The sequence below is a fragment of the Burkholderia sp. Bp8963 genome (assembly GCF_003854275.1).
Taxonomy (GTDB): domain Bacteria; phylum Pseudomonadota; class Gammaproteobacteria; order Burkholderiales; family Burkholderiaceae; genus Burkholderia.
Map to the genome: position 1 here is coordinate 172,176 of NZ_QTQP01000009.1, position 20,021 is coordinate 192,196.

Sequence of the window (20,021 nt, forward strand, 5' to 3'; positions counted from 1 at the left end):
GCAGCGATGAGCGCCACCGTCGACCTGACGCGCGCGGCGGCCGGCCCGATCCCTGCCCGGGCCGGCGTCGGGCTGCGCTTTCGCCATCATCGGGCTGTGCTCGACGAACGCCCGGCGGTGGCGTGGTTCGAGGTGCATACCGAGAACTACATGGGCGGCGGTGCCGCCGTGCAATACCTGGACGCGATTCGCCGCGACTATCCGGTCTCGCTGCACGGCGTGGGTCTGTCGCTCGGCAGCGCCGGCGGGCTGGATCCCGCGCACCTCGCCCGCGTGTGCGAGGTGGCGGCGCGCGTGCAGCCCGGCCTCGTTTCCGAGCATCTGGCGTGGAGCGCGGCAGGCGGCACCTACCTTGCCGACCTGCTGCCGCTGCCGATGACCGAAGAGGCGCTCGCTGTCGTGTGCCGGCACGTCGATCAGGTGCAGACGGCGCTCGGCAGGCCGATTCTCGTCGAGAACCCGTCCACCTATCTTCGCTTCGCGCATTCGACGATTCCGGAATGGGTGTTCCTCGCGCAGGTCGCGCAGCGGACGGGGTGCGGCATTCTCTGCGACGTCAACAACATCTACGTCAGCGCATGCAATCACGGCTGGAATCCGCATACGTATCTCGACGCGCTGCCTGCGGCCGCCATCGGCGAGATCCATCTTGCGGGCCACAGCGTGCGGCCGCTCGACAACGGGCGCACGTTGCGGATCGACGATCATGGCTCGCGTGTCGCACCGGAGGTCTGGGCCCTGTACGAAACGGCGTTGCAACGCTTCGGGCCGGTGCCGACGCTGATCGAATGGGACACCGACGTACCGCCGCTCGACATCCTGGTGGACGAGGCGGCAACCGCGGACACGATACTGGAGGCGATTCGCGATGACGCTGCGCACACCCTCGCTGGTTGAGTTGCAGCAGGCGATGGTCCGGAGCCTGCTGCGCGACGCGGACGACGCGGGCGACGACAGGGACGCCGATGCCGCGGCCGCGGTCGTCGCGGACGGGCTCGATCCGCGCTCACGCCTGAGCATCTACCGGAACACCGCGACGAGCGTGCTAGTCAATGCGTTGCGCCTGGCTTTTCCCGCCGTGCAGCGTCTGGTCGGCGCCGCGTTCTTCGAGGGCGCCGCGCGCGTTTTCTGCAGCGCCGCGCCGCCGCACAGTGCGTGGCTCGACGAATACGGCGCGCAGTTTCCCGCGTTCCTCGCGCAGATGCCGCAAGCCGAGTCGGTGCCGTACCTGGCCGACGTCGCGCGGCTCGAATGGCAGGTGAATGGCGTGCTGCACGCACCCGACATGGCGCCGCTCGATCCTGCACGCCTCGCGCAGCTCGACGAGGATGCACTGCGCGTGCTGCGGCTGCAGCCTCATCCGGCGGCGCGGTTGTTGCGCTGCGCGTATCCGGCTGACGTCGTCTGGCGCGCGGTGCTCGAACAGGACGACGAGGCGCTGCGCGCGATCGAACTCGCGGACGGCCCCGTGCATCTGCTCGTGCAACGCGTGGCGGAAGGCGTCGATACGCTGCGTTTGAGCGCCGGCGAATCGCGCATCGCCACGGCGCTGTTTGCGGGCGAGGCGCTCGGTGAGGCGCTGGCGCGCGCGCCCGACGCAAACGGACATGCGCTCGTCGGCATCTGCCTCGCGCGCGGATGCTTTGCCGGCGCGTTGCTGCAGCCGGGCTGCTCGATGTTCGATGGAGGATCCCCAACATGACTCGCCCGACTCACGCCGGCGACACGCGCGCGGCGGACGGCAACTGGTATCTGCGCGCGCTGCAGGCGCTCGAACGCGTGCCTTACTGGCTGCTCGCGATCCCGCTGCGCGTCGCGGTGGCAACCATATTCTGGAACTCGGCGATGACCAAGCTCGCCGACTGGAACGCGGCGCTTCAACTGTTTCGCGAGGAATACCGGCTGCCCGTGCTGCCGCCGGATGTGGCGGCTTACATCACGGTGTCGATCGAGCTGAGCATGCCGGTGCTGCTGGTGCTCGGTCTGGGCGTCAGGCCGGTTGCATTGGTGCTGCTCGGAATGACATCGGTGATCGAGATCTTCGTCTATCCGCTGGCGTGGCCGACGCATATCCAGTGGGCCGCGATGCTGCTCGTGCTGTTGTGCCGCGGCGCGGGCGCGCTGTCGCTCGACCACTTGCTGGGCCGGCGCTGGCGAGCAGACGCATGAGCGCATGCCGATCACGGCGGTGTATCGGTTGGGCCGGTAGCTGCGAAAAGCACGACGTCCGTATCGAGCGGTACGGCGCGGTAGCGCTTCCAGGCCTTGGAGTTGGGATTGCGTATCCGCGCCATGTGCGCGCATTCGGCGCACCAGTGGCCAGCGCGAATTGTTGCGAGGCATGCGTGCCAGCTATGGCCCCGTTCGCATAGCCAGTGGAGTTTGGTCGTGGTATTGCGGTACGTCGTCGACAGGCATTGCCCACCATTCTTTTGGGCGGCCTCATGCGCGGCCGCGATGCCGAGCCGTTTTTTTTCGTTGGCGCATGGCCCGCACCAACCGCCGCGCAGGATGCGCCGGCCCAAGGTCTCCCATTCATGGCCTTGCGCACAACGGAAACGATAGCGCGAACCGACACCCGTATAGGTGTCGCTCAAACACAGGCCGCCACGCCTGGCAGCCATGTGTTGCAGGCGGGCCAAGCCGTCGGAAAGGCGATAGTCCGTGACCTTTCGTAGCCGGGCGCAGGTCGGACACCACGTCCGGCGCGCCACGTCGGCGCCTTGCGCGTCCCATTCATGGCCTTGGGCGCAGCGAAACCGATACCGTCCCGCTCCACCGGTGTACACGGTGCTCAGACAGGCCCCGCCGTGCGCAACCGCCGTCTTCTGGAGTTGCACCAGGCCTTCGGCCAAGCGGCGCCGGTAGCCCGCCGCTCGGCCGCAGTGAGGGCAGCCGGCATGCCGTAACGCCTTGTTCCCGGTGCGCGACCACGTATGCCCTTGGTCGCAGGCGAAGCGGTGCGGCACGTCCCATCCCAACCAGTGCGGTTCCAGGCAGCGCACGCCCGCGTTCCGCACGAGTTCCGACAGGCGACTCATGTGCGCTTGGGCGGAACAAGCCGGACATTTCGAATGCCGGGTTCGCCCGAAGGTTTGCAGCGTTCTTTCGAACACGTGCCCTTGACGGCAGCGGAAGCGGTGCATGGCCGACAAGCCCTTCCAGACGTGGTCGAGGCAGTCGAATCCGTGCTGATCCGCTGCGGCGCGCAGGCGCGGAATGCGATCGAGGATCGGGTGTTTGGGTTGGGTTTCTTTGCAGTCCATAGCGATGGCAGTAACCTTCGAGATTGGCGAGGCATCAGTGAGGCCGGCTCACACCTTGGCGTAGTGCTCGGCGCACGACGACGTTACATGGCAGCCGCAGGCCAGTTGTGCCGGTTCGAAAATCAACGGACGTCCATCGCATAGCGCGAATTGATCGCCGCCGGATACCAGCGGGAATAGCCCGTTATGCGTGGGGCATTCTGCGTTGTCGCCCAGCAGGCATTGCGGGACACCGTCCACCGGGAAGCCCGAGGCTTCGATCATGACGCCGCCGCCGGAATGACGGTCGCCCAAGCGAATTGCTCCATAACTCATCGTTCGACGCTCCTTTTGTTTCCCGTACCTGACCCGTTCTTCGGTAATCGGGTGCTTTCATGTCATCTTTCTCGCGCCACGTTGCCGGTCCTCCGCATGGGCGGGATCGAGACGTGCCGATACCAGTTGACGCAGTGGCTCACGTGACATGGCGCGCGGTCGTGACGCATGTCGATCCTCATGCCTCAACGCGCGGCTGGTCCGCTGCATCCTCGTCCGCCAAACCACAAAGCGCATCGATCTCGTCCGGAAACCGCGCATAAGGCACGTTGTATTCGATGACCTCGGCGAGGCTGTCGGGAAAGACCATGCAGACCAGCCAGATCAGCTTGCCGAGCACGAGCCACGGTTTGCGCAGCCCGTCCTTTGCGGTGGGCAGGTCGGTGCGGAACTTGGCAGCCCAGTCGCGGTAACAGCGCAGGAAGGTATGCTTGCGTGACAGACGTGGCGGCACGGGCGGTGGCTTGGTTAGTGCATCCGCTCCTTCGTCCATGAAGATCTGCAGATAATCCCAAAGCTGTTGGGCGGACGCGCCCTGGTCGCGCCAGCCCATATTGCCGCAGGAGACGCAGATCTCATGCGGTGGGGTGCGGTGCGTGTCAATGCCGATCAGGTAGAGCGGATAGAGGTCGGAATAGCCGGCGGCACTGACGACCGGGACGTAGCCGGCGAAGGCCTGGAGGGCGTCCCAGTCCAGCTCCGTAAAATGCTGATCGTAGGGGCTGACGACATAGAGCTTTCGTGTGCCGCGATGGAGGCGCACGAAGCTGCCCCGGAAGCGACCAGAAAAACTGCGAGTAAGCAGATATATAACGCCTGCGACGAACACTGCTAGCACGGACATACCAATTGGATACGTAACAAGTCTCCAAGTCATACGCGCGTCTACCACATAGAGGCCCAATGCGGAGATCCCGAGGCACGCTATAGCTACAACTCCGATTCCACTGGCATATACGTTCCGCAAAATGTTGCCTTGGAGTTCCAACTCGACACACTGCGCGTTCACGCGCCGTACGCCAAATGCCTGACGTAGCAAGTCAGGCATGCTGAGAATGGCGTGGCGGTTCAGTACGCCGCGCCGCAAGCGGGTGGCGCCGATGAGCAGGCTGGTAGGCAGGCGCCGGAGGGTGCCGGGAGTATGTTTCATTTTGGAGGCCTGACGGGGGCCAGCTTGGCCGGATCAATGGTCGGGGAGAGCCAGCCGGACGAGGAAAAGACCAGCGGCTCGGGCGCACCGGGCTGTTCCACTCCGATCGTGGGTAGTTTTTGCGGATCGGGGCGAAAGAAGTACTTCAACTCGACCTGGGCATCCTTGTGCATGGCGATGCGCCAGCCACGCTCCACGCCCACGCCATCGGTGAGCGGCCCCATGACGTAATGGCTCGTGAAATTGATCGCGGCGCCCGGGCGAGTCAGCGCGCTGTTCGCGTCGATCTTTTGCAGCGGCTGTCCTCGCAAGACCACCCGTAGATCGGCCTGCAGGTCATCCGCCGCGTATCCGGCTGCGACGGTGCAACGCAGCCGCAGGATGCCGGCGACACCATACTCCGGATCCCACACGGCACTGATCTGAGGGCTGTATTGCAGGCTATGCCAGGCTTCCAGTTCCTGCGCCAGCGAGAAGCGCGGCGTAAGGACGCCCCAGGCGGAGTGGCGGAGCAGGATTTCCACCGGACCGTGTTGCGCCGCGTCCGCCTGCATCGTGAAATAGACGACGGCTCCTACTGCCAGAATGGCAATCAGCGCCCAGCCGAAGGGCGTAATGCCCAGGGTCCAGAGCGGGGCGGCGGTGCCGCTCAGGGCCGCCAGGCTGACGGCGCCGCCCGCGGCGGCGGCGAAGGCCGAGACGCCGCCAAACAAGGCGGATTTCAGATACATATCGGCTTGTTCCGGATTTGCCTGGTTCCAGGCGCTCACACTGCGTGCACCGTCTGTGACTGCCAACACCGCGGCGGCTGTCGAACCGAGTACCGTGGTTCCCCACTTCAAGCCGAAGGCTTTAATGACATGGGCCAGTGCATCATTGCCTCGCTTTGCGACTCGCCTGGAGAAGTGAAGCGTGGTGATCTCAATTGAGGCTCCGACCAGCGCAAGACCGGAACCAAAGAACCCGCCCCAGTTTTCGACGACCTTCGGTTCGCTAGTTAGATCGCTAATCGCATTCCTCATCCCCCAAATCGCCAACCCACCCCCGATCCAGGTAAAGCCGACGCCCACCGGCCCCTGCAGTCGCTTGAGATTGCGCAACAACGGGTTGCCGGACGGATCCATCGGCTTGGGCTGCCCGATGACATGCGTGTTGCCCACCGTTTCAAATTCGCACACGTCGACCTGTTCGACCACCGACACGCGCGTGGTGCCGGGCTGCGGGCCCGGCGCGCTATCGACCCGGACTCTCCAACGTGTTTCGCGGTCCTGGAAGGTGGCATACCCCTGCACCTCAAGGCTCCACGCGAGGTACTGGTCGCGCGATACCGGCCGGCAACCCAGCACGCAAGCGAAGCGACGTTCGGCCAGATGACGCCAGCGCCTGACCTGGATGTCGGCCTTCTCCACAGGGGCCGTGGCGACATAGGGATAGATGAGCCGCGCGAGCATGTCGGTGACGATGGTGCCGGGCCGCGCGTCGAGCATCGTGTCCACCACTTCGAAGACGCGCTTGGCGAGGGCGAGCGGATTGGCGAAGCGCTTCATGAGCGGCTCGTCGCCGGCGCCCAGGGCCTGCCAGAGCGGGCTGACTTCCGGTGGCTGCTCGATGATCCTCGCGAGCTCGGCCCGGCCGCCCTCTGTGTGCACGGCGGCGGCGAGGCAGTTCAGCACGGCGATTTCGAAGTCGCACGCATTGTCGGCGCACGACAGGTCGAACAGGTAGAACGCTCTGCCGACGAGCCTGGAGGCGTCCATCAGCTTGACCCACGCGGTGACGTCGGCACCGGTTTTGTCGATCGGCACTTGCAACGCTTTCAGTGCGTTCTCGTAGGTTGAACGGAATGCGCGTGCGCCCTTGAGGTCGACAAGCTCGCGCTGACGGTGGAGCGCGTGTTGTATCACCGCTGCCTGGGCCTGCCGTTCGGCATAAGTGAAGTAACCATCGATCAACGCGGCGCTCTGCAGCCGGTGCTTGCTGGCCTTCTGGAAGTTGTCGCGCTTTTGCACTTCCAGCGCGCAGAGGTGCCCAAGTTCACTGGCGATACCGATCGGGTCTTGCAGTACTACTGCCAACGGTTGCGTGTCCTTGCGCGGCGCCAACGCGATGTGCATCGCGCTGAGAATGCGGGTGTGGTCGGGCTTGTCGGCGCTGAGCTTGATTTCGCTCCACGGGTAGTCCAGGGCGACGCCCGACACCGAGGCGACAATTTCCGGTGTGGCATTACCCAGAAGCACCGCATCGAACGCGTGATGTTGCTCGGGGCCGCCGCTGGGTTTCACGGTGGTCGCCAAGGTGTCGCGCAGTCCGCCCTCGTTCGTTTCGATCCACCAGAGCGTGCCGTGCGTCAGCAGCGTGTCGCTGACCATCAGATAGACGGTATCGGCTGTGTCATTGTCCGGTGCCAGCAAATAGGGGGTCGCGCGTGCTTCGTCGGGGCGCGCGATGCGACCGGGCGCAGCATCGTTGTAATCCGCCGGGGTCCACTTGATGGGCGCGAAACGGACGTCGGCGGTCACCTTGTAGTGCGTCGTCATCATGCGTCCACCCTGATAAAAGAGCAGATAGACGTAGGTGCCGGGGCGCAGCATGCGCAGACCGTAGGCCTTGCCCCCTTGCAGCGTGGGATAGGCCGTGACACTGAGCTTGGGATAGGACTTCGAATCGTACGGTTTGTCCGCAATGCCATAGCGCAGCGGATAGATCGGAATACCGCGCTCGCAGGGCATTGCAGAAATGCCGTCGCAGGTTTTGGCGTTGGGGCGATCCGGTTGCACGGCCCGCAGGGTGTGGGTTGTCATGGTGGCGGGTTCTCAAAATTTCGGTGAAACGATCTCTTGCAGGCGCGCCGTGAGGGCAAACAGTCTTGACATGCCATGGTTTTCGCGCTGGTGCAGCAGCGCACGCACGGTTTTGTCCTCGACAAAGGGCTCGCGCGGATAGCGCAGCCGCAGCTCCATGTAGTAGTGGATGTCGCGCTCCAGCCGGAAGCCAAACTGATGGGCTTCGTCGGCGAACATTGCCAACGACCGACGCAAGTCAAGCTGCGCTTCAGCTGGGGCGTAGGCGGGGAAGCGTCGCGTGAGCGTATGAGCAAACTCGCGCATGAACCAGGCGCGACTCGCAAGGTTCAACGCGGCTTCATCGCCTGGCGTCAGTGCGAGGTGACGGTCGATGGACAACGGTGGCGCCTTGCGGTCAGGCGCATCTGCACGCAGCCATGCGTTGGTTTGCGTTTCGCCGTCGTGCCAGATACAAGCTTCAATCGGACCGAACAGTTGGGCGCGCTGGTCTTCGGGCAACGCTTCGCAGCATTCTTCGAGCGCGCGCGTGACGTTCAGGCCGAATGCGACGGGCCATCCGTCCGCGGCGATAAACTGATGCAGCCCTTGCAGGTGGCCGATCAACGCGTTTTCATCATTCGGCCCAAGCAGAATCACGCCAGCTTGCTGCGGTACCCAGGCCACAGTGGCATGTGCTAGCAAGGCCGCATCGAGGGGGACAAGTAGCGGCCCCTGACGATAACCGGGAAGCGCGTACTCCAGTGGTGTATCGCGCCATACCCAGTGGTAGTCGAAGCTCTGGATGATCGCGATGACCTCTTCCTCCAACGTTTCACTATGCGCGCCGCTGAGCCAGAGCCATGGCCGCGGACCGGGCTGCAAGGCTGACCATTCCGGTTCGGCGATGGCGCGCACGACCTGGCGTGGCCAACCCGCGTCGACTGTGTGCGGTTCCATCAAGCCACTCCTTTGCCGCAGGGGCAGGGGTTGCGTGGACAGGTGCCGTCTGCGCGCATCGCGCAGGCTCGGTCCATGGGCAGGCCGGCGTTCGGTGTGCCGGCGATGCCCAGCGCATTGCCGCGTCCGCCAGTTCGCAGGCCTAACGGCCCGTCGAGCTTGATCGCGACCCCGCTGAGCGTGATGCCCGATGCGTCGATACGCAGCGTGCCACCGGGGCCCTTGATGACAATGGTCTCGGCGGCCCCCAGTTCATAGACGCGGGTTTTCCGGCGAATCGCCTGACCAGCGGCCAATTGGGCATGGCCCGCGACCTTTTCTTCCAGATGTCCGCCAATCGTGATCCAGTGGTTGGCGGTGGTCGTGTCGCGGCGGTGATTGCCGACTTCTTCGGTGCAGTCTTTGCCGATATGGATGGTGCGATTCCGCTCGATGACGAGGAAATCGTCCTGGCCGATCTGATGCCGCCGGTCCTGGCCGACGGTGACCTGCTCGTCGTTGCCGACCGTTTCCTTGCGGTCGTGGCCGATGGCGATGGTTTCGTCATGCTCGACATTTTCGCTGCGGTCATGGCCGACGAAGATGGTCTCGTCATGCTTGACGTGGATGTTCTGGTCTTTCTGCGCGTGAATGTAGACTTCTTCCTGGCCGTTCGCATCGTCGAAGCGCAGTTCGTTGAAGCCGTCGCCCTTGTGGGTCTTGCTCTTGATGGTCATCCGCGTCTTGTGGCGCGGCAGCTCGTAGGGTGGTAGCTGCGTGGCCATGTGCGTGCGCCCCACGATCAGGGGCTGGTCCGCATCCCCGTTCATGTAGTGGACGACCACCTCCTGACCGATCCGGGGGATGGCCATATGCCCCCATCGTGCCCCGGCCCAGTTCTGGGCAACGCGTATCCAGCAGGAGCTGTGTTCGTCGAACTGTCCGCGGCGGTCCCACGGAAACTGGATCTTGACGCGACCCCACTCGTCACAATAGATTTCTTCGCCTTTGGGGCCGACGACCGTCGCCGGTTGCGGGCCGTCAATGCGCGGCTTGGGCAGTGGCTCGGCGCGCCATTCCGTGTCATCGAACACCAGATCGGCGGTGTAGCTGTAATGCGTGCCCTGGTCGCCGCCAACGCTGTCTTCTTCCAGACTGGTGTGCTGCACGCCACGATGGTGCATGCGAATCACGCGCCAGCCACGATTCCAGTCTTTGCGCGGGTGATCGGCCAGATCGAAGGAGAAGCCCGGTTGGAGACGCGCGTCGTCGCCTTCGACGGTGGCCACCTTGGCGTCGCGCCGATGGCCTCGCAGGCGGTTCAGACTGAGTGGCTTGCCAACCTCGTCGAGCTTGTATCGCCCCGGGTAGTCGAAGCGCTCGTAACGGTCGCTCTGGTGCTCGAGATCAGGGGCAAGAAACGAATGCTCCTGTTCGTAACGCGGGTGGGTGAAGGTGTAGTCGCGCTGGGTTTGCCGCGCCGTGCGCACGTTCTCCGCATAGTGGAAGCGCCACAGCGCCGGTTCGGAGCGGTCACCACCGGACATCGCGTTATAAATGACGGGGCGATCACCGATGTGACCGTAAATCCAAAGCAGATTGCAGTAGATCAGCGTATGTTCTTTTTCGGTATGCCGGAAGCCATGGAAGAAGCCTTCTTCCCGCGCAATGCGCTCCAGAAAGTAAGCATGGGTGTCACCGGCTTGCACACAGTATTCACGCTCAAGATGTTTGGTGGTGTCTGCAATGTCGTGGTAGACGATGCGCTGCTCTTTGAGGACTTGAACGATAATCTGCGGGACTGTCAGTCCTTGGAAAATGCGCCAATCAGAACCCAGGTCGAGGCGTGCGAGTTCGGGCTCGATGACGGCGTAGTAGTACGTCTTCCGGAAGCCGGTTTCGCCTTGCTCGAAACTCGAAACGATGCCGTGGACATAGCGCACGGGCACCTCGTGTCGCCAGAGGGTGAATAGCGCGGGGCAGTCCAGCACTTTGCCGAAGTCCACCGTCGGATCGGCACCGACGAGTTTCAGCCGTAACCTGTACCCTTCGGAAAGCCCCTCGTCGAGGTCGAACTCGACGACATCGAGCGGGACATCACCCACCTTCAACGTAAAGCGCACATCGGATTGCGCTGCCATCGTCACGTATCCCCTATATGAAGCGACGCGCTCCGTGCACGCCCCAGGTTTCCGGCAGCGTTCCGTGGAATAACTCAATCCATCGTGCGCGATGCCGTTCGACGTAGTGCCGTGATGCGGATGCCCATGACGCGCGGGAGCACGCGATGGATATCCCGATCGAATGGTGGACCGTGAAGACGCCACGCGTCTATTGGACGAGTTCGAAAATTGAAGGTGTACGAAGCGAAAGTACTACTCGACGGCGCTCGCCTTTCAGCACGCCGGGTGTGAAGCGTCAAGACGTCATTTCTCGACGCTGGGAGTCTGGCGCATCGGCGCCACGCTGCCAACCTCGCGCTTGCCGTGGCCGTGCGCGACGCGCGCGCAATGCGGCAAGCGCTCGCGGTTATCCGGTCGGCTTCGCCGCGGGTCCGAACTCCGGCGCGAACCCCGGCGGATGCCGACCGAGCGATGGGACGATCGAATGCAGTCGTCCCGCTACTTCACGAGCGTCCTCAGGCTTTCGACGATCTCCGGATTGGCCAGCGTCGAAACGTCACCCGGATCCTGGTGGTTCGACAGCGCCGCGAGCACGCGCCGCATGATCTTGCCGGACCGGGTCTTCGGCATGTCCGGGACGATCAGCACCCGATGCGGTTTCGCGATCGATCCGATCCGTCCGACCACCGATTCCGACACCTGCTTGGCCACCGCTTTCGACGCCTCCACGCCGGGCTTCAGCGACACGTAAAGCTCGGGCACCTTGCCCTTGATCTCGTCGGCCACCGGCACGACCGCCGCCTCGACGACATCGGGCACCAGCAGTGCCGCCGACTCGATTTCCTTGGTGCCGAGCCGGTGGCCCGCGACGTTGATCACGTCGTCGATGCGGCCGAGGATCCGGTAGTAGCCGTCCGCCGCGTCGACGGCGCCATCGCCCGCCATGTACGGCCAGTCGCGCCAGTCCTTGCTCTTCGGATCCCGGCAGTAGCGGGCATAGTACGTCTGCACGTAGCGCTCAGGCGCCTTCCAGATCGTCTGGAACGCGCCGGGCCACGGGTTGCGGATGCAGATGTTGCCGGCCTTGCCGCACCCTGGCGTGAGCTCGTTGCCGTCGTCGTCGTAGATCACCGGATGGATGCCCGGAATCGCGGGGCCGGCGCTTCCCGGCTTCATCTTGTGCAGCGCCGGCACCGTGCTGCACAGGAAGCCGCCCGTTTCCGTCTGCCACCACGTGTCGACGATCACGGCCTCGCCCTTGCCGACCGTCTGGTGATACCACTTCCAGACTTCCGGCTCGATCGGTTCGCCGACGGTCGTCATGTGCTTGAACCGATAGTTGTACTTCGCGGGCTCGTCCGGCCCGGCGCGCCGCAACGCGCGGATCGCGGTCGGCGACGTGTGGAAGATGTTGACCCCGAGCGTCTCGGCGATGCGCCACGGCCGGCCGGGATCGGGGTAGACCGGCACGCCTTCGTACACGACCGTCGATGCGCCGAGCGCGAGCGGGCCGTAGACGATATACGAGTGGCCGGTGATCCAGCCGATGTCGGCCATGCACCAGTACACGTCCTCGGGATGGATGTCCTGGATGTATTTCGACGTCCACGCGACATACGACAGATACCCGCCGGTCGAGTGCTGGCAGCCCTTCGGGCGCCCGGTGGTGCCGCTCGAATACATCAGGAACAGCGGCGCGTCGGCCGGCATCTGCACAGGATCGACGCGCTTGCCGCGACAGGCGCCGAGCGCGTCGTTGACGATCACGTCGCGCCCCGAGACAAGCGGGGTCGCGCTCGAGTAACGATCCGGGTAGCGCTGCCAGATCAGCACCTTCTCGACCTTGTGCCCGTTGTTGGCCGCTTCGGCGATCGCGATGTCGGCCTTTTCCTTATGGTCGAGCAGTTTGCCGCCGCGGTAGTACGCATCCATCGTGATCAGCACGCGGCTCTCCGAATCCAGGATGCGGTCGGCACACGCCGCGCCGCTGAAGCCGCTGAACACCTGCGAGTGAATCACGCCGAGCCGTGCGCAGGCGAGCATCGTGATCGGCAGTTCGGCCACCATCGGCATGTGCAGCGTCACGCGATCGCCGGCCTTCAGGCCGAAGCCGTCACGCAGCAGCGCGGCGAATTCGTTCACACGGACATACAGCTCCTGGTACGTGACGTGCTGCACGGCCTCGGATTCGAGTTCGGGCACGAAATGAATCGCGGTCTTGTTGCGGTACTTCGCGAGATGGCGATCCACGCAGTTGTAACACGCGTTCAGCGTGCCGCCGACGAACCAGCGCCAGAATGGCGGATGGCTCGCGTCGAAGGTCTTTTCCCAATACTTGTACCAGTCGAGCAGGTCCGCGAATTCCTTGAAGCACTCGGGGAACCTGTCGAGCGAGAAGCGCGCGAACACGTCCGGATCGGTCAGGTTGGCCTGGCCGATGAACGATGCGGGCGGCAGGAAGTAATCCTCCTCCGGCCAGTGGACGGCGATCTGCGCCTCGGAAACGTCGACCGCCTGGTGCTCTGCGGACGCGTGGTGCGACGACTTGTTTTTTGACATGGCAATACCTCCTTGCGCCCAGGTGCCCGGAGCACGAAGAGTGCGCGCTACCGGCGGGCCGGCCGGCGCGACCGATGTGCGCCCGCCGGCCCGCCAGTGGGTCACGCCGCTCGCGGATGCCCTTGCGACCAGTCGTGCGTCGGGAGCACGGTATGGCCGAAGGCTTCGTTGATGATCATGGCCGCCGATGCGTAGAACGCCAGCAGCGCGGTCACGAGGCCCGTGTAGCCGCCGATCTGGGTGGCCAGGGCCGACCCGGTCCACGCGCCGATCGCCAGCATCAGGAACGTAATCCACAACGACAGGAACACCAGCTGCACGGACGTGCTCGTATGCAGCGAGCCGATCCACATGTAGAACGTGAAGACGCCCCACGCCATCAGGTACCAGCCAACGAACGATTCCGGCACCTTCGTGCCCAGGAACGCGACGAACAGCGCGAAGGACCACCAGAACGCGCCGTAACTGAGGAACGCCACCGTGCCCAGCGTGTTGCCGCGCGGGAACTCCATCACGCCCGCGATCATTTGCGCGGTGCCGCCGAACGCGAACGCGACCGCCAGCACGAGGCCCAGCGCGTCCGCGCTGTACCAGCCGGCGTTCACCATGCTGAGCATCCATGTTGTCAATGCGAACCCGGCCAGTCCGAGCGGTGCCGGGTTGGAAAGCTTACTGTTCATGAACCGCCTCCGTGGGGGTTTGGCCTAGACATGCCCGGAGACGATACGAATTCCTCGGTCGCCGCCGAACGCGACCGTGCGGAGCTCACTGCGGATGGCTGCCGGCTCAGAAAACGGGCTTGACCCTGTTGGTGGCGCAGCCACCTGCCAGCCTGCGCGGTTCAACTTAAGTGTAGGCTGCATGGCGAAACGCGTAGTGTCGGATCGCGTCGCCCGGATGATTCGTCATCCGAATGTTGTCGCTCGATCCGCGCCGACGTCGGCACGGTTCCACCATCCTCCGCCCAGCGCCTCGAACAGCGCAACGGCATCCGAATACCGTGCGACCCGCGCCTGAACTTCGGCGATGCGCGTCTGCTGGTAGGTTCGCTCCGCGTCGAGCAGCGCGAGATGGCTGATCCGGCCGATGCGGAACTGGCGTTGCGACGCGGCGAGGCTGTCCGCGGCCGCGCGTTCGGCGGCGACGGTCGCGTTGACCGCGTTCGCGTCCGATTGCAGCGCGCGCAATGCGTCGGCGACGTTCTGGAATGCGGCGATGACCGTGCTGCGATACTGCGCGGCCGCTTCGTCGTAGGCGGCGAGCGCCGCCCGCCGGCGGTGCAGCAGCGTGCCGCCTTCGAAGAGCGGCTGCGCGAGCCCCGCGCCGACGTTCCAGATCGCCGTGCCCGGCCCGAACAACGCGTGGACGGTCTCGCTGCCGTACGCAGCGCTGAGCGTCAGCTGCGGCAGCATGTTGGCAGTCGCGACGCCGATTTCGGCGCTCGCCGCATGCAGCAGTGCCTGCGCCGCGCGAATGTCGGGCCGCTGCTCGACGAGCTGCGACGGCAGGCTGACGGGCAACGTATCGGGCAACTGCAGCGATTCGAGATCGAACGTGTCCGTCGGCGCGTCGCTCGGGAAGCGGCCGAGATAGGCGGCGAGCTGGTTGCGCGTCTGCGCGAGCTGCTTGTCCAGCGGCGGCAGCGCGGCGCGTGCCTGGGCCAGCGCGGCCGCCTGCGCGAGCACGGCCGGGTTGGCCGCGGCGCCGTTCGCGAATTCGCGGTTCAGCCCGTCGAGCTGTTGCGTTTCGATGTCGACGATCTGTTGCATCGCGGCGATCTGCGCGCGCAGCGACGCGTCCTGCAACGCGGTCAGCACGACGTTCGAGGTCAGCGTCAGGTAGCTGGCCTCGAGCACGAAGCGCTGGTATTCGGTCTGCGCGGTCAGCGCTTCGATCTGCCGGCGCGTGCCGCCCCAGATGTCGAGCAGGTAGGTGACGTTCACGGACGCGGTCTTGAGCGTGAAAACCGGGGTCGTGTTGCCGGTGCCGAGCGATGCGCCCGTCGTCCGTTCGCGCGTGAGCGACGCGCCGGCGCTCACCGTCGGAAAAAGCGCGCCTTCGCCGGCCAGGCGTGCTTCGTTCGCGACGCGCAGCGCGGCCTGGGCGGCCTGCAGGCTCGGGTTGGCCGCGAGTGCGCGTTCGATCAGCGCATTGAGCGCGGGCGAGCGGAACAGCGTCCACCAATCGCCCGGGATGTCGAGCCCCTGCACGAAGCGCTGCGCTTCGCCGCCGTGGATAGCGGTCGCGGCGGTCTGCTGCGGCAGTGGTTCGCGCGCATAGCCGCTGACGTCGGGCGGTTTCGGCCGCACGAAGTCGGGCCCGACCGCGCACCCGGCGAGCAGCGCGGCCGCAAGCGCGGTTAGCGCGAGGCCGTTTCGGCAGTCGGGGCGCGTGCAACGCCGGCGATCGTGACGGGCGGTCATGGCTTACGGCTCCCGACAGACGCGGCGGACGCAGCGGGTGGGGCAGGCGCGGCAGGTGAGGCGGGCGAGGCAGGCGCGACGCGCGCTGCGGACGCGCCAATCTGCGCCGACCCTGCCGGCATCGGCCGGACCACCGCGCCCGGGCCGAGCTTCAGCAGATTGCCGACGACGACCGTTTCCCCGCGGGTCACGCCGGCACGCACCGCGACGAGCGGCGCGTAATCGGCGCCCAGTGTGACGTAGCGCTGTTCGAGCCGGTTACCGGGGCCGACGATATAGACATACTGGCCGAGCTGGTTCGAGCCGACGGCCACCTGCGGCACCAGCAGCGTGCCGGGCTGGTCGGCGACATGCAGGCGCACGTGAACGAACTGTCCCGGCAGCAGCGTATGGCGGGGGTTGTCGATCGTCGCGCGCGCGGTGATCGTGCCGGTGCCCCGCACGATGCTGTTGTCGAGCAGGGTCAGCCGGCCGTGATACTGCGGCGCACTGGCCTCGCCGACGGTGACGTCAGCCGGAATCGCGCCGTTCGACTGGCGCGTCTGGATGTCGGGCAGGTCGGCGTCTGGCGGATTGAACGTCGCATAGATCGGGTCGAGCTGCACGAGCGTGTTCAACTGCGTTCCCGCGAGGCTGATGAGCGCGCCTTCATGGACGAGGCTCAGGCCGAGACGCCCGGCGAACGGCGCACGGATCGTCGTGAAGTGCAGGTTGAGCTGCGCGGCTTCGATCTGCGCGCGGTCCACCGCAACGGCCGCGCGATCCTGACGCTCGCTGCTCGCCGATTGCTGCAGCGTATCGGTCGACACGTCGCCGGTTTCGTTCAGCACGGCATTGCGATGATGGCTGGCGCTCGCGTAGTCGAGTGCGGCCGCATCCTTGTCGGCCTGCGCCGTCGCCGCGTCGAGCGTCGCCTGATAGCTGCGCGGATCGATCTGGTACAGCAGCGCGTTGGCGGGCACGTCGGCGCCGTCGGGCACCGCCTGCTTTAGCAGATAGCCCGTCACCTGCGCCTGGAGCGTGACGGTACGGATTGCGTCGGTCGTGCCGACATACTCGAGATAGACGGGCACGGTGCGCGCGACGACCGGCGTCACCGGCACGTCGAGCACGGCGGCGGGCCGAGACGGGGGCGGGTCGCCGGCAGCGCGTTGCGCGCCGCGCGGGACGAGCAGCGGCACGCACAGCGCAATCGCAACCGCGATGGCGGCAGCAATGACGGTGGATCGGCTGATCTTCATCATGGCCTCGTGCTTGCGTCACTCCGCGGGCGGCGGCCGGACGCGATGCGCGCGTCCGGCGCGTTCGCGCATTGCTTCGCGCAGCCGTTCGATCACCGCATAGAAGATCGGCACGAACCCGAGGGACAGCAGCGTGGCCGCGAGCATGCCGCCAACCACGGTGGTGCCGATCGATTGCCGGCTCGCGGCGCCGGCGCCTGTCGCGACCATCAACGGCATCGCGCCGAAGATGAACGCGAAGGCCGTCATCAGGATCGGACGCAGCCGCAGCCGGGCCGCCTCGGTTACCGCGTCGACGATCGCGAGGCCCGCTTCGCGGCGGCGCTTCGCGAATTCGACGATCAGGATCGCGTTCTTCGCGGCCAGCCCGATCAGCAGCACGAAGCCGATCTGCGCATAGATGTCGACCTGCATCCGGCGCAGCCACAGCAGCCCCAGCGCGCCGAACAGCGCGAGCGGCACCGTCAGGATGATCGTGAACGGCAGCGACCAGCTTTCGTACTGCGCGGCGAGGAACAGGAACACGAACACGATCGCGAGCGCGAACACGATGCCGGCAACCGAGCCGGCCTTCAGCTCCTGGTACGTGATGCCGGTCCAGTCGAAGCCGAAATCCGCGGGCAGCACGCGGGCGGCGCGCTCCATCGCCGCGATCGCCTGGCCCGAACTGTAGCCGGGCGCCGCACTGCCGGTGATCTCGGCCGCGCCGTACACGTTGTAGCGTGGGACCGTCTCGGGGCCGACCATCGACCGGAGCTGCCCGAGGGTCGCGAGCGGCACCATGCCGCCCGCGGCATTGCGCACGTAGAGGCGCGACAGGTCGTTCCTGCTGCCGCGCGCGTGGCTGTCCGCCTGCACGACGACTTCGAAATTGCGGCCGAACAGCGTGACGTTGTTGACGAACAGCGAGCCGAGGTAAATCTGCATCGTCCGGAACACGTCGCCCACGTTCAGGCCGAGCAGCTTCGCCTTGTCGCGGTCGAGATGGAAATCGAACTGCGGCGTCGACGTGTTGAAGCTGGTCAGCAGCGTGCGCGCGTCGAGTTCCGGCTGGCGGCGCGCCTCCGCGAGAAACGCGCGTGTGGCGTCATCGAGCGCGACGCTGCCGCGGCCCGTCAGGTCCTCGATCTCGAAGTCGAAGCCGCCGAACGTGCCCAGCCCGGAAATCGTCGGCGGATTCAGCGCGAGCGACACGGCTTCGGGAATCCGCGCAAGCTTCGGCTGCACGGCCGCGATCAGGTTCGCGACGCGCAGCCGCTCGCCGCGCTCGTCCCACGGCTTCAGGATCACGAACTGCGCGGCGCTGTTCGACGCGGTCGCACGCGTCACGAAGTTGAGGCCGCTGATCGACAGCACGTTGGCGACGCCGGGCGTCGCGCGCAGTATCGCGCGCGTCTTGTCGATGACGGCTTCGGTGCGTTGCAGCGACGCGCCGTTCGGCAACTGGGTGATCACGTAGAAATAGCCGGGATCCTCGACGGGCAGGAACGCATGCGGAATCGTCGCATAGAGCACATAGGTGACGCCGAGGCCGCCCGCGAACAGCGCCAGCGCGAGCCAGCGCGCGCCGATCAGCTGGCGCACCGAGCCCGCGTAGCGTTGCCGCGTCCAGTCGAAGCCGCGGTTGAACGCGCGGAACAGCACGAACCGGCGCTGCTCCTGATGGCGCAGCAGGACCGCGCAAAGGGCCGGGCTGAGCGTCAGCGAGTTGAATGCCGACAGCATCACGGAGATCGCGATGGTCAGCGCGAACTGGTTGTACAGACGGCCCGTGATGCCCGGCAGGAACGCGATCGGCACGAACACGGCGCCGAGCACGGCCGACGTCGCGACGATCGGCCCCGTCACTTCGCGCATCGCCTGCTTGGCCGCCGCCATCGGCGCCAGCCCGCTTTCGAGCTGGCGCTCGACGTTTTCGACGACGACGATCGCGTCGTCGACCACGAGGCCGATCGCGAGCACCATCCCGAGCAGGCTGACCGTGTTCAGCGAGAAGCGGAGCACCAGCATGATGGCCAGCGTGCCGACGAGCGCCACCGGGATCGCGATCATCGGAATCAGCGTGGTCCGCCAGCTTTGCAGAAACAGGTACACGACGCCGAGCACGAGCAGCAGCGCGAAGCCGAGCGTCTTCATCACCTCGGTCATCGACGCGGACACGAACATCGTCGTGTCGTACGTGATGCCCCACGCCATCCCTTTCGGGAAGCGCTGCGCGAGCGACTGCATCGTCGCCTTCACGCGCCGGTCGAGGTCCAGCGCGTTCGCGGTCGGCAACTGGAACACGGCGAGCAGCACCGCCGGGTTTTCGTTCACGGACGCGCTCGACGTGTATTGCTGCGCGCCGAGATCGGTGCGCGCGACGTCGCGCAGGTGCACGACGGCGTCGTTCGTGGTGCCGGCGCGCAGCACGATGTTGCCGAATTGCCGCGCGTCGGCGAGCTGGCCCTGCGTGTTGATCTGATACTGGAACGTCGTGCCGGGCGGCGACGGCGCTTCGCCGAACTTGCCGGCCGCGACCTGCACGTTCTGGTCGAGAATCGCGTTCTGGACGTCGGTCGCGGTCATGCCGAGCGCGGCGAGCTTGTCCGGATCGAGCCAGATGCGCATCGAATAGCGGCGCTCGCCGAAGATCGTCACGTCGCTGACGCCGGGCAGGCGCTTGAGCGCGTCGACCACCTGCAGGTATGCGAAGTTGCTGAGCGTGACCGGATCGATCGAACGATCGGGCGAATACAGGTTCACGGCCAGGATGAAGTTCGGGTTCTGCTTCTGGATCGTGATGCCGGTCTGCGTGACGATGCCGGGCAGTTGCGCGGTGGCTTGCGACACGCGGTTCTGCACGTCGACGGCGCCGATGTTGATGTCGTAGCCGACATCGAACGTGACCGTGATCGTCGAGCTGCCGTCGTTCGCGCTGACCGACGAGATGTAGCTCATGCCTTCGACGCCGTTGATCTGCGCTTCCAGCGGCGTGGTCACGGTGTCCGCGACGACCTGCGCGCTGGCGCCCGTGTAGGTCGACTTGACGAGCACCTGCGGCGGCGTGATCTGCGGGAAGCGTTCGACCGGGAGACTGAACCAGGCAATGAGCCCCGCGAGCACCATGATGATGGCGATCGATGACGCGAAGACCGGACGCTCGATGAAGAAGTCGACCATTGACCGCGCCCCCGTGAGTCGGGTAGGTTGGGCGTTGCATGGGGCGGGAGTCGGGCGTGCAAG

At 65.7% G+C, this 20,021-nt stretch carries 14 protein-coding genes; 3 read left to right on the forward strand and 11 right to left on the reverse strand.

From position 1 onward, the window contains the following. Positions 1 to 6: 6 nt before the first annotated feature. From DID96_RS10400 to DID96_RS10410, 3 genes are read left to right on the forward strand one after another with little or no spacing between them, the layout of a single operon-like run. Complete coding sequence (locus DID96_RS10400; protein ID WP_124599266.1) at positions 7 to 897, forward strand: DUF692 domain-containing protein; 891 nt, start codon at positions 7 to 9, stop codon at positions 895 to 897. Continuing rightward, a complete protein-coding gene (locus DID96_RS10405) occupies positions 869 to 1,702 on the forward strand; it encodes a DNA-binding domain-containing protein (protein WP_124599267.1) in 834 nt (277 codons plus the stop codon). Before DID96_RS10400 ends, DID96_RS10405 begins: the two co-directional genes overlap by 29 nt. Further along, entirely contained in the window at positions 1,699 to 2,169 is a 471-nt protein-coding gene (locus tag DID96_RS10410; RefSeq protein ID WP_124599268.1) for a DoxX family protein, read from the forward strand. Before DID96_RS10405 ends, DID96_RS10410 begins: the two co-directional genes overlap by 4 nt. 11 nt (positions 2,170 to 2,180) lie before the next feature. On the opposite strand, the gene DID96_RS10415 is transcribed toward DID96_RS10410, so the two are convergent. The 11 genes from DID96_RS10415 to DID96_RS10465 all read right to left on the reverse strand — a co-directional run bounded on the left by DID96_RS10415 (position 2,181) and on the right by DID96_RS10465 (position 19,958). Continuing rightward, a complete protein-coding gene (locus tag DID96_RS10415) occupies positions 2,181 to 3,266 on the reverse strand; it encodes a hypothetical protein (protein ID WP_124599269.1) in 1,086 nt (361 codons plus the stop codon). A gap of 48 nt (positions 3,267 to 3,314) precedes the next feature. Then, the gene (locus DID96_RS10420; RefSeq protein ID WP_124599270.1) at positions 3,315 to 3,581 is read right to left on the reverse strand and encodes a PAAR domain-containing protein; all 267 of its coding nucleotides are present in this window, start codon (positions 3,579 to 3,581) and stop codon (positions 3,315 to 3,317) included. Between the two features lie 178 nt (positions 3,582 to 3,759). Beyond that, positions 3,760 to 4,731 carry a DUF6708 domain-containing protein gene (locus DID96_RS10425; protein WP_124599271.1) on the reverse strand — a complete coding sequence of 324 codons (972 nt, stop codon included), beginning with the start codon at positions 4,729 to 4,731 and terminating at the stop codon, positions 3,760 to 3,762. Then, positions 4,728 to 7,532, reverse strand: a complete 2,805-nt coding sequence (locus tag DID96_RS10430) for a toxin VasX (protein ID WP_124599272.1) — start codon at positions 7,530 to 7,532, stop codon at positions 4,728 to 4,730. The genes DID96_RS10425 and DID96_RS10430 overlap by 4 nt, the downstream gene beginning before the upstream one ends. 12 nt (positions 7,533 to 7,544) lie before the next feature. Next, positions 7,545 to 8,471 carry a hypothetical protein gene (locus DID96_RS10435; RefSeq protein ID WP_124599273.1) on the reverse strand — a complete coding sequence of 309 codons (927 nt, stop codon included), beginning with the start codon at positions 8,469 to 8,471 and terminating at the stop codon, positions 7,545 to 7,547. After that, positions 8,471 to 10,591 (reverse strand): type VI secretion system Vgr family protein, encoded by a 2,121-nt coding sequence (locus DID96_RS10440; protein ID WP_124599274.1) that lies wholly within the window; start codon positions 10,589 to 10,591, stop codon positions 8,471 to 8,473. The genes DID96_RS10435 and DID96_RS10440 overlap by 1 nt, the downstream gene beginning before the upstream one ends. Positions 10,592 to 11,071: 480 nt before the next feature. Next, positions 11,072 to 13,132, reverse strand: coding sequence for an acetate--CoA ligase (acs, locus tag DID96_RS10445; protein WP_124599275.1), 2,061 nt, complete (start codon positions 13,130 to 13,132; stop codon positions 11,072 to 11,074). Between the two features lie 101 nt (positions 13,133 to 13,233). Then, positions 13,234 to 13,812, reverse strand: a complete 579-nt coding sequence (locus DID96_RS10450) for an acetate uptake transporter (RefSeq protein ID WP_124599276.1) — start codon at positions 13,810 to 13,812, stop codon at positions 13,234 to 13,236. Between the two features lie 225 nt (positions 13,813 to 14,037). After that, positions 14,038 to 15,555: an efflux transporter outer membrane subunit gene (locus DID96_RS10455; RefSeq protein WP_124599277.1), complete on the reverse strand. Its 1,518-nt coding sequence runs from the start codon at positions 15,553 to 15,555 to the stop codon at positions 14,038 to 14,040. After that, entirely contained in the window at positions 15,552 to 16,796 is a 1,245-nt protein-coding gene (locus DID96_RS10460) for an efflux RND transporter periplasmic adaptor subunit (protein ID WP_185732214.1), read from the reverse strand. Before DID96_RS10460 ends, DID96_RS10455 begins: the two co-directional genes overlap by 4 nt. A gap of 18 nt (positions 16,797 to 16,814) precedes the next feature. Next, positions 16,815 to 19,958 carry an efflux RND transporter permease subunit gene (locus tag DID96_RS10465; protein WP_124599279.1) on the reverse strand — a complete coding sequence of 1,048 codons (3,144 nt, stop codon included), beginning with the start codon at positions 19,956 to 19,958 and terminating at the stop codon, positions 16,815 to 16,817. Positions 19,959 to 20,021: the final 63 nt, after the last annotated feature.